Annotated in this window: 8 protein-coding genes; 4 read left to right on the top strand and 4 right to left on the bottom strand. The window is 68.5% G+C overall.

The genetic code is table 11. The features are described from left to right. Positions 1–245: 245 nt before the first annotated feature. The 3 genes from VNF92_11425 (at position 246) to VNF92_11415 (ending at position 5,548) form a co-directional block, all read left to right on the top strand. Entirely contained in the window at positions 246–2,558 is a 2,313-nt protein-coding gene (locus VNF92_11425) for an NADP-dependent malic enzyme (protein ID HVA58487.1), read from the top strand. Between the two features lies 1 nt (position 2,559). Next, on the top strand, positions 2,560–4,167 hold the full coding sequence (gene pckA / locus VNF92_11420; GenBank protein HVA58486.1) for a phosphoenolpyruvate carboxykinase (ATP): 1,608 nt from the start codon (positions 2,560–2,562) through the stop codon (positions 4,165–4,167). A gap of 106 nt (positions 4,168–4,273) precedes the next feature. Beyond that, the gene (locus VNF92_11415; GenBank protein ID HVA58485.1) at positions 4,274–5,548 is read left to right on the top strand and encodes an HD domain-containing protein; all 1,275 of its coding nucleotides are present in this window, start codon (positions 4,274–4,276) and stop codon (positions 5,546–5,548) included. Between the two features lie 54 nt (positions 5,549–5,602). Here VNF92_11415 and VNF92_11410 read toward each other — a convergent pair whose 3' ends face one another. From VNF92_11410 to VNF92_11395, 4 genes are all read right to left on the bottom strand, one after another. After that, entirely contained in the window at positions 5,603–5,779 is a 177-nt protein-coding gene (locus VNF92_11410; protein HVA58484.1) for a hypothetical protein, read from the bottom strand. Beyond that, on the bottom strand, positions 5,772–6,575 hold the full coding sequence (locus tag VNF92_11405) for a Stp1/IreP family PP2C-type Ser/Thr phosphatase (protein HVA58483.1): 804 nt from the start codon (positions 6,573–6,575) through the stop codon (positions 5,772–5,774). Before VNF92_11405 ends, VNF92_11410 begins: the two co-directional genes overlap by 8 nt. Further along, positions 6,575–7,837: an FHA domain-containing protein gene (locus tag VNF92_11400; protein HVA58482.1), complete on the bottom strand. Its 1,263-nt coding sequence runs from the start codon at positions 7,835–7,837 to the stop codon at positions 6,575–6,577. Before VNF92_11400 ends, VNF92_11405 begins: the two co-directional genes overlap by 1 nt. A gap of 82 nt (positions 7,838–7,919) precedes the next feature. Further along, positions 7,920–9,812, bottom strand: coding sequence for an ABC transporter ATP-binding protein (locus VNF92_11395; GenBank protein ID HVA58481.1), 1,893 nt, complete (start codon positions 9,810–9,812; stop codon positions 7,920–7,922). Positions 9,813–9,983: 171 nt separating this feature from the next. On the opposite strand from VNF92_11395, the gene uvrA reads away from it, so the two are divergent. Then, positions 9,984–12,824, top strand: a complete 2,841-nt coding sequence (gene uvrA / locus VNF92_11390; GenBank protein ID HVA58480.1) for an excinuclease ABC subunit UvrA — start codon at positions 9,984–9,986, stop codon at positions 12,822–12,824. Positions 12,825–12,855 lie beyond the last annotated feature (31 nt).

Raw genomic sequence — 12,855 nt, 5'->3', positions numbered from 1 at the left:
TTCCTGATGCCGGTGCTGTACCAGGTCGCGGCGCGGCCCGGAGACCAATTGAAGGTGTAGGGTTCAGACCACGGCCTGACATGCGCATGGTCATCTTATGTCTGGGGTCCGTGGTGTCGTGTTCTCGGCGAACCGCTGCCGAGGCCTGCCACCACGGGTCCCCCGTGGGATGGGTCCCCTTTCGGCGTTTTAGCGGTCCATGGTGCCGGGCGCCCGCCCCCGGCGCTAACTTTCTTGGTCTCACCATGACCAAACGCGACGACGCTCTCGAGTACCATCGGCAGGGACGGCCCGGCAAGATCGCCGTCGTCCCCACCAAACCGCTTTCCAACCAGCGCGACCTCGGGCTGGCCTATTCCCCCGGCGTGGCGGAACCCTGCCTCGACATCCAGGAATCGCCTGAGAAGGCGTACGAATACACCGCCAAGGGCAACCTCGTCGCCGTGGTCACCAACGGCACGGCCGTGCTCGGACTCGGGAACATCGGCGCCCTTGCCGGCAAGCCGGTGATGGAAGGCAAGGGCAACCTGTTCAAGCAGTTCGCCGACATCGACGTGTTCGATCTCGAAGTGGGATCGGAAAACCCCGATGACGTGATCCGGTTCTGCCAGCTGCTCGAGCCCACCGTGGGCGGCATCAATCTGGAAGACATCCGCGCTCCCGATTGCTTCTATATCGAAGAGACGCTGCGCAAGACGATGTCCATTCCGGTGTTCCACGACGATCAACACGGAACGGCGATCATCTCCGGCGCGGCGCTGCTCAACGCGCTCGAGGTGCTGGGCAAGGACATCGGCGAGGTCAGAGTCGTCTTCTCGGGCGCCGGCGCGGCCGCGATCAGCACGGCCGAGCATTACGTGCGGCTCGGAGTGCTGCGTGAGCACATCCTGATGTGCGACCGCAAGGGTGTGATCCATGCCGGGCGTGCCGCGTCGGAGATGGATCCGTACAAGGCGCGCTTCGCGGCCAGGACCGATCGGCGCACGCTGGCCGAGGCGCTGCGCGGCGCCGACGTGTTCGTGGGGCTCTCCATCGCGGGCGCGGTCACCCCGGAGATGATCGCCGAGATGGCACCGCGACCGATCGTGTTCGCGCTGGCCAATCCGGTGCCGGAAATCCTCCCCGAGGAAGTGCGGTCGGTGCGCGACGACGCGATCATCGCCACCGGGCGCAGCGACTATCCCAACCAGGTGAACAACGTCCTCGGGTTCCCGTTCATCTTCCGCGGCGCGCTCGACGTGCGGGCCACGGAGATCAACGAGGAGATGAAGATGGCGGCCACGCGCGCGCTGGCGGCGCTGGCCAAGCAGGACGTGCCCGACAACGTGGCCGCGCTGTACGGGCTGCGTGACGTCAAGTTCGGCCCCGAGTACCTCATTCCCTTTCCCTTCGACCACCGCGTGCTCCTCTGGGTAGCCCCGGCCGTTGCCTGGGCCGCCGTGGCCAGCGGCGTGGCGCGCGAGTTCGTGGAGTTGGACCTGTACCGCGAGCAGCTCGAGGAGCGGCTGGGGCGCGCCCGGGGCATCATGCGCGGACTCATCAACCGCGCCATCCAGGATCCCAAGCGGGTGGTGTTCCCGGAGGGCGAGGAGCCCAAGGTCATCCGGGCGGCGTCGATTCTCGTGGACGACGGCATCGCCGAGCCCGTGCTCCTCGGCAACCGGGCGGCCATCGAGGAGACCGCGGCCCGCATGGGCATCTCGCTCGCCGACGTGGCGATCGAGGATCCGGGCACTTCGGGACGGCGCGACGAATACACCCACTTTCACTGGCAGCAGCGCCAGCGCAAGGGGCTGTCGCTCGACGAGGCCCGCCGCCAACTGCTCAATTCCAATTATTTCGGTTCCTGTATGGTGGCGCTGGGCCACGCCGACGCGCTGGTGTCGGGCGTGAACCTCCACTACCCCGAGACCATCCGGCCGGCGCTCCAGGTGATCGGCGCCCACTCCCGGGCGGGCATCGTCAGCGGCATGTACATGCTCGTGTTCGCCAAGCACGTGATCTTCTGCGCCGACACCACGGTGAACCTCGATCCCACCGCCGAGCAGCTGGCCCAGATCGGGTATGCGGCCAGCCGCATCACCCGCACGATGGGCGTCGTGCCGCGCATCGCCATGCTGTCATATTCCAACTTCGGGTCGGTGCGCAGCCCCGACACCGAGAAGATGGCCCGCGCCGCTCAGCTGCTGCGCGAGCGCGACCCCTCGCTCATCGTCGAGGGCGACATGCAGGCCGACACCGCGTTCGACATGCGGATCATCGAGCGCGACTACCCGTTCAGCGCGCTCACCGAGCCGGCCAACGTGCTGATCTTCCCGAACCTGAGCGCGGGCAACATCGCGTACAAGTTGCTCATCCAGCTGGGCGGCGCCACCGCCATCGGGCCGATCCTCGTCGGGATGCGCCGGCCGGTGCACGTGCTCGAACGCGGGGCCGAAGTCCAGGACATCGTCAACATGGCTGCCGTTGCCGTGGTCGACGCCCAGGAGCGCTCACGCTCCAGCGCCGCGCGACGCGCCGAGCCGGATCCCGTCGCGACCAAATCTTCGAGGGTATAGCATGGCCACACAGACCACCTCCGCGCCCGCCCCCGGCCGGGCGCTCGACGCGCAGGGGCTCGCGCCCGGCGGCACGGTGCACTGGAACCTCACCCCACCCCGGCTGATCCAGCGCGCCATCGACCGCGGCGAGGGACAGCTGGCCGACATGGGACCCTTCGTCGCCATCACCAAGCCCCACACCGGACGGTCGCCCAAGGACAAGTTCGTCGTCCGCGAACCGTCCACCGAGCGGGACGTCGATTGGGGCAAGGTGAACCAACCGCTCTCGCCCGACCATTTCGACATGCTGCTCGGCGACGTGCGCGCTCACCTCAACGCCCGCGACGAGCTGTTCGTCCAGGACCTCTACTGCGGCGCCGATCCGGCCCACCGGCTGTCGGTGCGCTACGTGTCGCCCAACGCGTGGCACATGGCGTTCGTCCGCAACATGTTCATCCGCCCCGAACTCGCCCAGCTCGTGGATTTCGCCCCGAATTTCACGGTGCTCCACGCCCCCGAGTTCCAGGCCGACCCGGAGCGCCACGGCACGCGCACCAGCACGTTCATCGTGCTCAACCTCGCCCAGCGGATGATCCTCATCGGCGGTACGCGCTACGCCGGCGAGCTGAAGAAGGCGATGTTCACGGTCATGAACTACTACATGCCCAAGAACGGCGTGCTCTCCATGCACTGTTCGGCCAACATCGGACGCAACGGCGACACGGCACTGTTCTTCGGGCTCTCCGGCACGGGCAAGACCACGCTCTCCGCCGATCCCCACCGCGACCTCATCGGCGACGACGAGCACGGCTGGTCGGCCGACGGCGTGTTCAACTACGAGGGCGGCTGTTACGCCAAGGTCATCAACCTGTCGGCCGAGGGCGAGCCCGACATCTACGCCACCACGCAAATGTTCGGAACGATCCTCGAGAACGTCGTGCTCGATCCGACCACGTCCAAGGTCCGGTTCGAGGACCAGTCGATCACCGAGAATACCCGCGCCTCGTACCCGCTGCCCTATATCCGGAACCACGTGCCCTCGGGTCGCGGCGGCCATCCCAAGAACGTGGTCTTTCTCTGCGCCGACGCCTTCGGTGTGGTGCCGCCGGTGGCCAAGCTCACTCGCGAGCAGGCGATGTACTATTTCCTCTCGGGCTACACGGCCAAGGTGGCCGGCACGGAACGCGGCGTCACCGAGCCGCAGGCCACCTTCTCCGCCTGCTTCGGCGCCGTCTTCCTGGTGTGGCATCCAGCCAAGTACGCCGAGATGCTCGGCCAACTCCTCGACCGGCACGGCGCCACGGTGTGGCTCGTCAACACGGGATGGACCGGCGGGCCGGCCGGCGTCGGCTCGCGCATGAAGCTCGGCTACACCCGCGCCATGGTGCAGTCCCTGCTCCGGGGTGAACTCGCCCACGCCAACACCGAGACCGATCCGGTGTTCGGGCTCCAGGTGCCGACGACCGTCCCCGGCGTGCCGGACCAGTTGCTGAAGCCGCGCGAGACGTGGCAGGACAAGGCGGCATACGACGCGCAGGCGGCCAAGCTCGCCGCGATGTTTCGCGAGAATTTCAAGCAGTTTGCCAGCACGGTCGGGCAGGCGGTGGCGGGGGCGGGACCGAGGTAACGGCCAACCCGCGCAGGCGGATGCGGCGCGCGGAAGAACGGCACCGTACTCGTCAGCGCAGGTTCCGTTGGCGCCGCTTCGACCCCGCGCTGTATCTTCTCCTCCAATGTTCTACCTTCGCGACCCCCTCTGGAACACGATCCCGGTCGACCCGGTTGCCCGGTCGCTGATCGACACGCCGGCCTTCCAGCGGCTGCGCAACGTGCGCCAGCTCGGCCTCGCGTATCTCGTCTATCCAGGGGCCACGCACACCCGGTTCGAGCACGCGCTCGGCGCCTACCACCTGGCTCGCCGCGCCCTCGCCCTGCTCGATGAGGGCGGTGCGCTCGACGACGCCCTGCGCGCGGAGTCGGGCATCGTGCGCGCCGCGGCCCTGCTCCACGACATCGGGCACTACCCGTTCTCGCACGCCCTGGAGGAGATCGGCGCGCTCCACCACGAAGAGGTGGCGCGCCCCCTGGTGACCGGCGGCGAGATCGCCCGGCTACTCACCGACGCGTACGGCCACGGCGCCCCGGCACGCGTCATCGCTCTCATTCGCGGCGAGAGCGACGGCGCCCTCCAGGGCCTGATATCGGGATCGCTGGACCTCGACAAGATCGAATACCTGCGCCGCGACGCGTTCATGTGTGGCGTCGGCTACGGTGAGATCGACCCCGAGCGCCTGCTCAACACCCTCACCATCCTCGTCGATCCCGAGACCGGCCGGCGCCGTCTCGGCATCGTGGAAAAGGGACTCGCCGCGCTCGAGTCGCTGCTGTTCGCCAAATATCAGATGTACCGCAACGTGTACTGGCATCACGCGGCGCGGAGCGCCACGGCCATGTACAAGCGCCTCGTTTCCGACGCGCTGGACGCCGGATCCCTCGACGCCGGCTCGCTGGCTGGATTCACCGACGAGGCCCTGCTCGCGCGGCTGGAGCGCGACCACCCCTCACCCCTGCTCTACGGCCTGCGCACACGCCGCCTGCACAAGCGGTCGTTCGAGTGCCCCGCTGCCCAACTGTCGGGCGACGAATGCGAATGGATTGCCGAAGACCGCGTGCTGGTGGCACGCGTGCAACAGGCGCTGGAACGGGAGATGGGCCTCGCGCCGGGCGACCTGCTCCTCGATTACCCCGCCAAGACGCAGATGCTGGGACTCGACATGCCGGTGCTGCGCCGCGATGGCACCGTGGTGCGCCTCCGCGCCGGCGGTCTCCGCGGCGCGATCGACCTGCCCAAGCTGTCGGAGGAGCTCTATCGCTCGGCGCGCTGGCTGCGCGTGTTCACGGCCAACCGGACGAAGATCCCGCCGGAACCGCTGTTGAAGCTGTTGCGGAAGCCGGCGGCGGAAGTGCGGGGAATGCTCGATCGGGGAAGTCGAATGATTGCAGAGTAGGAGAGCAGGACGGTAGTGGGTGAACGGCTTTCCGCAGTCATCGGTCCTACTCTCCTACGGAAGTTTCTCCCGGCCACGCGCCTCCGCCAGCTTCCGCGCAATCCCCCGGTAGAACGCCGCATCCTCGGGCTTCCCTTCGTTCTCCAGCGACATCGCCGCTCGCTCGAGCGCGTACAACAGATTGCCCAGGTACAGCTCGGCCACGGCGCCCACCGTCTCGCCTTCAGCCATTCCGGTTGCCGGCCGCCCGCGCTTCGGCGGTCGTGGTCTCGGCGGCGCCGGCAAGCTCGCCCGATTCCACCTGCACGATGATCGCCGTGATGTTGTCGAGCCCGCCGCGGCCGTTGGCCTCCGCGATCAGCGCCTGTGCCTTGCGCTCCGGTACCGTGCGCGCCATCAGGAGCTGCTGCAGCCGCCGGTCGTCCACCATGCCCGTGAGTCCGTCGCTCGCTACCAGGAACACGTCGCCCGGCCTCACCTCGCCCTCGTACAGATCGGGCTCCACGTCGGGGCTCGCCCCCACGCACCGCGTGATGACGTTGCTGTAAGGATGGTACCGGGCCTGCTCCGGCGTCAGGTTGCCGAGGTCCACCTGCTCCTGCACGTAGGAGTGGTCCTTGGTGAGTTGCGCAAATGCGCCGTCGCGCAGGAGATACACGCGCGAATCGCCCACCTGGCCGATCATGTACCGTTCGCTCGACACGAGCAGCACCGACGCCGTGGTCCCCATGCCCTGCTTGTCCACCTCGGTGATCGTTCGATCGTGGATGGAGCGGTTAGCGTGCTTGAGCGCCGCTCCGATCCGCGGGCCCGCATCGGGAGCGTGCAGGTCCTGCACTCCGCCCAGTTCCCGCAGCACGATCTGCACCGCCATTTCGCTTGCCACTTCGCCCGCGGCGTGTCCACCCATGCCGTCGGCAACCATGAACACGCCCCGCGCCTCGCTCACATCCACGGCAAAGCTGTCCTCGTTGCCGGACCGGATCATGCCGACGTCCGTGCGCGCGGCGTGCAGCAGCCTGACCATTACCCGTTCATCAGAAAGATGACGACGATCGTCACGATCACGAGCGCCACGACGATCCAGACCCACGTGGGAATGCGGCGCTTCCTGGCTGCCGTGGGCGCGACGTCGTCGAGGGAGCCCAGCGAAACCCGCCGCGTGCCCGCCGCGGCCATGGAAGCCACCTGCGCTGGGAAGAACCGTACCCGCACGCCGCCGAAGCGGATGTCGGGCGTGCCCTCCAGCCGCCGTTCACCCGAAATGCGCACTCCACCAACGAACGTGCCGTTCGTCGAGCCTGCGTCCACCACGTACCAGCCGTCGTCACGCAACTGCAGCCGGGCGTGCGAGTCGCTCACGCTGTCGTCGCCCAGCGCCACATCGTTGTGCGCGCCCCGCCCCACGTGAGACAGGGCATCGCGCAGTTCGATACGTTGTCCCTTGTTGGGGCCTTCCTTGAGGATCTCCAGGGTGGCCAGCACGGGCCGCGCACCAGGCTCCCCCGTCGTGGCGGCCAACGGCTGGGGCGCCGGCACCGGCGTGGGCAGCGTCGCCGGCTCCTGCGAGAGCGGAGCGGGGGCGGGCCTGGGCGGAAGCAGGGGGACAGCCGGCGCCGGAGGGTAGGCCAACGACGCCACGTCGGCGTAGAACCGGAACTCTTCGGTGCCGATCCGGATCACGTCGGCGCGGCCCAGCAGCGCGCGCCCCTCGACACGACGACCGTTCACGAACACCCCGTTCGTGCTCCGGTCGGTGATCACGTACCCGCTCTCTTCCGGCTCGATGCGCGCGTGGTACCGCGACACGGCATTCTGCGACACCACGACGTCGTTGCTCGCGTCGCGCCCCAGCCCAACCCCCGTCTCGGGGATCGCGTACTCCTTGCCGTCCACCAGCGATACCAGCCGGCCGCCGGTGGACGTGGTCGCCCAGGGCGGACCGCCACGGGCGGCGGCCATGGCGGCGATCTCCGAGCCCATCACGTGTTCCGTCGCTCCCGCTTTCTTGTCGTCGGAGAACAGCAACTCCACGCCGCTCACCTCGATCTTGTCGCCGTGCATCAGCGGAATGGGCTCCGCGCCCAGCGCGAACCCGTTCACCTTCACCGTGCCGCGCTCCCCTGCCCGGCGGATCACGGCCTGGTCGTCGGACCCCAGATCGAGCACAGCCTGCACCCCCATCCACGCATCGTCGCCCACGCGCACGTCCGCGTCCGGGCCCGAGCCCAGCCGCGTCGGTCCGCGCTGCAATGGATACTTCTGATCGTGGAGTTGGATGACCGGCATGAATGCTCGGCGCGGCGGTCGGAAGGGACGGCGCGCGGCGCGCCGGAGGGACGCACCGCGCGGGATTCGACGTCCGGAAAACCTACCCCAACACCCCCGAGGCTGGCAAGCGCTCGGGCCCGCGGTGTGCGGCGTCACCGCCCCCAACCTGCAGTCGATATAGCCGCTCGTACAGACCCCGGCGCGTCAGCAAATTGCGGTGCGTTCCCCGTTCCACCACTTGACCGTGGTGCAGCACCAGGATCTCGTCCGCATCCACGATCGTGCTCAGCCGGTGGGCGATCGCGATCGTCGTGCGCCCCGTCATCAACTCGGCCAGCGCCCGCTGGATGTCCGCTTCGATCTCGCTGTCCACCGCGCTGGTCGCCTCGTCGAGCACCAGCACCGCCGGATCGGCAGCGATGGCGCGCGCGAATGACAGCAGTTGCCGCTCCCCCACGCTCACAGAGCCGCCGCGCTCACCCAGCGGGTGGGCATAGCCGTCGGGAAACCGCCGGATGATCCGGTCCGCGCCCACGCGCGACGCCGCGCGTTCCACCTCGGCATCGCTCAGCGGAGCCGACAGCCGGATGTTGCCCGCCACATCCCCGGCGAACAGGAAGATGTCCTGCTGCACGTAGCCGATGAGTCCGCGCAGCACGCTGGCCGGGATGTACCGCGTATCCATTCCGTTCACCGTGATCCGGCCGCGTTGGGGATCGTAGAAGCGCAGCAGCAGGTTGACGATCGTCGTCTTGCCGGCGCCGGTGTGGCCCACCAGCGCCAGCGTTTGCCCCGGACACGCCTCGAAGCTCACGCCCTTGAGAACCCAGTGCAGTTCCGACTCGGGCGTACCCGGCGCGTCGTACGAGAACCACACCTCCTCGAACGCGATGGTCACGGCGCGCGCTGTTGCCAGGGTTGCCAGCTCGGCGGCGGCCGCGGGCGCCACGCCGACGGCCGACGGCCCCGCCAACTCGCCGCTCGCCGCCTCGGGCTCATCGAGCAGGTTGAAGATCCGCTCCGACGCCGCCATGGCCTGCTGGAGCGTGTTGAACTTGTCCGACAGATCCTGCAGCGGCTGGAAGAACCGGCGTACGAGCTGCAGGAACTCCGCCACCGTGCCCACCAGCAGCCCGCCCATCTGCACCCGGTGGGCACTCGCCACGATCAGGCTCGCCAACGCCACCGTGCTCAGGACCTCGATGGTCGGGAAGTACACCGCGTAGTACACGATCGACCGCAGGTTCGCGTTGAGGTACCGCTCGTTCAGCCGCTCGAACGCGGCCGCCTCCCGCCGCTGCATCCCGAATAGCTGCAGGATGCGCATGCCGCTGATGCGTTCCTGCAGGAACGCATTGATGCGCGCCAGGCGCGTGCGGATGTCGCGATACGACGTGCGCACCGCCCGCCGGAAGAGATGCGAACTGAGGTAGATGAACGGGATCACGCCGAATGCGGCCAGCGCCAGCCGCCAGTCGGTGATCAGCATCATGATCCCGATCGCGGCGAGCGTGAACAGGTCCCCCAGTCCGGCCACCACGCCGGCCGTGAACAACTCGTTGAGCGATTCCACGTCGGCCGTGGTGCGCGTGACGAGCCGGCCCACGGGCGTGCGGTCGAAGAATCGGATGGGCAGCCGCTGCAGGTGCGCGAAGATGTCGTTGCGCAGATCGCGCATCACGCGCTGGCCGAGCAGGGTGGTGAGCATCGTCTCGCCGAACTGCGCCACGAACGCCACGGCGAGCGACACCGCGAACAACACGGCCGCGCGGGTCGCCATGGCGACGTCGTGGTGCGGCAGGGCGACGTCGATCACGCGCTGCGTGAGTACCGGACCCACCAGCTGGAGCAAACCGTCCAGCATGAGGAGCACGAGCGAAACCACCACCAGCCACCGGTACGGGCGCACGTAGCGCAGGAGCCGGCGCATCAGGCGGCCGTCGTATGCCTTTCCGAGAACGTCCTCGTCGTGGTAGGCGGCGGATTCGGGCATGGGGAATGCTAGCCGTAGGCCGCGGAAGGGGGCAACAGGGGAGACCGGGCCTTCGCGCCAGTGCGTGCCGATGCAGCTGCGGTCGGCCGGCGGCCGTCTGCTCGGAGCTTGCAGCCTGCGGTTGGGGCCGGGTGGGGGATCCGTGCTTGGCGAGAGTAGATTCCCCCCCGTATGAAAGAAGCGATCGTGGTGCGCGGCGCCCGCCAGCACAATCTCAAGGGCTTCGACCTCCAGATCCCGCGCCGGGCGATCACCGTGGTCACCGGTCCGTCCGGATCGGGCAAGTCGTCCCTCGCCTTCGACACGATCTATGCCGAGGGCCAGCGTCGTTACGTCGAATCGCTCTCCGCCTATGCGCGCCAGTTCCTGGAGCGCATGGAGAAGCCCGACGTCGACGCCATCGACGGCCTGTCGCCCGCCGTCGCCATCGAACAGAAGAACCCCACCAAGACCTCGCGGTCCACGGTCGGCACGGCCACCGAGATCTACGACTACCTGCGCCTGCTCTGGGCGCGCGTGGGCCACACGGTGTGCCCCAAGTGCGGACGCGAGATGCGCCCCGACACGGTACAGTCGGTGTGCGACGTCGTCGCCGCGCTGCCCGAGGGCACGCGCTTCGCCGTCGCGTTCCCGCTCCACCTGTCCGACGAGGTCACGCACGAGGTAGTGGTCGAGAATCTCCGCGCCCAGGGGTTCGTGCGCGTGAGCCTCGACGGCGTCGTGAAGCACCTCGACGACCTGCTCACCGAACCCATGGACATCACCTTCGCCAAGGAGGCGCTGGTGATCGTCGACCGGCTGTCGGTGACCCCCGATCTGCGCGGGCGCCTGGCCGACGCGGTGGGCACGGCGTTCGCCGAGGGCGAGGGCGACTGCCTCATCGTACTCGCCGAGCCGGCGGGCGCCGCCCCGCACCGCCTGCGCTTCACCGAACGGTTCCAGTGCCCCAACGACGGCACGCCGGCCCCCGCCCCCACGCCGCAACTGTTCTCGTTCAACAGCCCGCGCGGTGCCTGCGCCACCTGCAACGGCTTCGGCGCCGTGCTCGAGTATGACGAAATGCTGATCGTTCCGCGCCCCGAGCGCACGCTGCGCGAGGGCGCGCTCGACCCGTGGACCAAGCCGCGCTACGACAACAAACGCCGCGCGCTGGCCGAGTTCGCCAAACGGGAGAAGATCCCCATGGACATGCCCTGGCGCGACCTCCCCGCCAAGGCGCGCCACGCCCTGCTCAACGCCCGCGTGAAGGGCTTCAAAGGCATGTTGCCATTTCTCAAGGACCTCGAAGAGAAGCGCTACAAGCAGTACATCCGCGTCTTCCTGCGCCAGTATCAGACGGCGCAGACCTGCTCGGCGTGCGGGGGCGCCAAGCTGCAACCGGAGGCGCTGCACGTGCTCATCGCCGGGCGCCACATCGCCCAGGTGAGCGAACTGCCCATGGACCTGCTCCTGGAATGGATCGACACCCTCACGCTCTCCGACTTCGACCGCGAGGTGGCCGGCCACGTGTTGCGCGAGGCCCGCAACCGCGTGCGGTTCCTCTGCGACGTCGGGCTCGGCTATCTGACGCTCAACCGCGCCACACGCACGCTGAGCGGGGGCGAAGCCCAACGCATCGGGCTCGCCAACTCCCTCGGCTCGCAGCTCGTCGACACCCTGTACGTGCTGGACGAGCCGTCCATTGGCCTCCATCCGCGCGACATGGACCGCCTGCTCGGCCTCCTCAAGCGGCTGCGCGACACCGGCAATACGGTGATCGTGGTGGAGCACGACCTCGAAGCCATCCGCGCCGCCGACTTCATGGTGGAACTCGGGCCGGCCAGCGGCACCCAGGGCGGACAGCTCGTGTTCGCCGCCCCGATGGCCCGCGCCGCCGAGAGTCCGCTCACCGGCCAGTACCTCACCGGCGAGCGCGAGGTGCCGCTGCCGGCCAAGCGTCGCAAGGTCGGCCCGCGTTGGATTGCCCTCACCGGCGCCCGCGAGCACAACCTCAAGGGCATCGACGTGCGCATCCCGGTGGGCGCCGTCACCGCGGTCACCGGCGTGTCGGGCTCGGGCAAGAGCACGCTCGTGCACGACGTGTTCATGCGCGCCCTTGAGACCACATTGCGCGGCGAGACGTCGGCCAAGCAGCACCTGGGCGAGCGCGTGGGCAGCTTCGATGCGCTCACCGGCGCCGACGCCGTCGACGACGTGGTGAGCATCGACCAGAGCCCGATCGGCAAGTCGCCGCGCTCCAATCCCGTGACCTACGTGAAGGCGTTCGACGAGATTCGGCGGCTGTATGCCGCCGCTCCGTTGTCGCGCGAACGCGGCTACACCGCCGGCACCTTCAGCTTCAACGTGGAGGGGGGACGCTGTCCCACCTGCGAGGGCGCCGGATATATCGAAGTCGAGATGGTGTTCATGGCCGACGTATTCGTGCCGTGCGACGAATGCGGCGGCAAGCGGTTCAAGGCCGGCGTACTCGACGTGCGCGTGGCGGGCCGCAACATCCACGAAACGCTTCAGCTCACCGTGGACGAGGCCATCCGCGCCTTTCCGCACGAGGACAAACTCGGCCAGGCGCTGTGGCAGCTGCAGCAGGTGGGGCTCGGTTACCTGCAGCTCGGACAGCCGGCCACCACCCTCTCCGGTGGCGAGGCGCAGCGCCTCAAGGTGGCCCGCGAACTCGCCACTGCGGGCAAGACCACTGGGCGCAAGCTCTACATCATGGACGAACCCACCACCGGGCTGCACCTCGAAGACATCCGCCGCCTGGCGCAGGTGTTCGATCGGCTGGTGGACGCCGGCCACACGCTGGTGATCGTCGAGCACAATCTCGATGTGATCAAGTTGGCCGACTGGGTGATCGACCTGGGGCCCGGAGCCGGCGACGCGGGCGGCCAGGTGGTCGTGTCGGGCCGCCCCGAAGACGTGGCCAGGCACCCCACGTCGCACACTGGGCAGTGGCTGCGCACCGTACTCCCGGGCTATCCCGAGTACGCCGAGCGGCACGCCGCCGCGCGCTGAGCCGCCGTTCCGTTGACATCAAGACCGCGCC

This window comes from Gemmatimonadaceae bacterium (assembly GCA_035533015.1).
GTDB lineage: Bacteria > Gemmatimonadota > Gemmatimonadetes > Gemmatimonadales > Gemmatimonadaceae > JAGWRI01.
Note: the sequence above shows the minus strand (reverse complement) of the source record. Positions and strands in the feature narration are given on the sequence as shown.

Excerpts from the sequence above, each read along its gene's own strand:
- VNF92_11425 (HVA58487.1), top strand. The coding sequence starts at position 246 with ATGACCAAACGCGACGACGCTCTCGAGTACCATCGGCAGGGACGGCCC.
- pckA (HVA58486.1), top strand. The coding sequence starts at position 2,560 with ATGGCCACACAGACCACCTCCGCGCCCGCCCCCGGCCGGGCGCTCGAC.
- VNF92_11415 (HVA58485.1), top strand. The coding sequence starts at position 4,274 with ATGTTCTACCTTCGCGACCCCCTCTGGAACACGATCCCGGTCGACCCG.
- VNF92_11410 (HVA58484.1), bottom strand. The coding sequence starts at position 5,779 with ATGGCTGAAGGCGAGACGGTGGGCGCCGTGGCCGAGCTGTACCTGGGC.
- VNF92_11405 (HVA58483.1), bottom strand. The coding sequence starts at position 6,575 with ATGGTCAGGCTGCTGCACGCCGCGCGCACGGACGTCGGCATGATCCGG.
- VNF92_11400 (HVA58482.1), bottom strand. The coding sequence starts at position 7,837 with ATGCCGGTCATCCAACTCCACGATCAGAAGTATCCATTGCAGCGCGGA.
- VNF92_11395 (HVA58481.1), bottom strand. The coding sequence starts at position 9,812 with ATGCCCGAATCCGCCGCCTACCACGACGAGGACGTTCTCGGAAAGGCA.
- uvrA (HVA58480.1), top strand. The coding sequence starts at position 9,984 with ATGAAAGAAGCGATCGTGGTGCGCGGCGCCCGCCAGCACAATCTCAAG.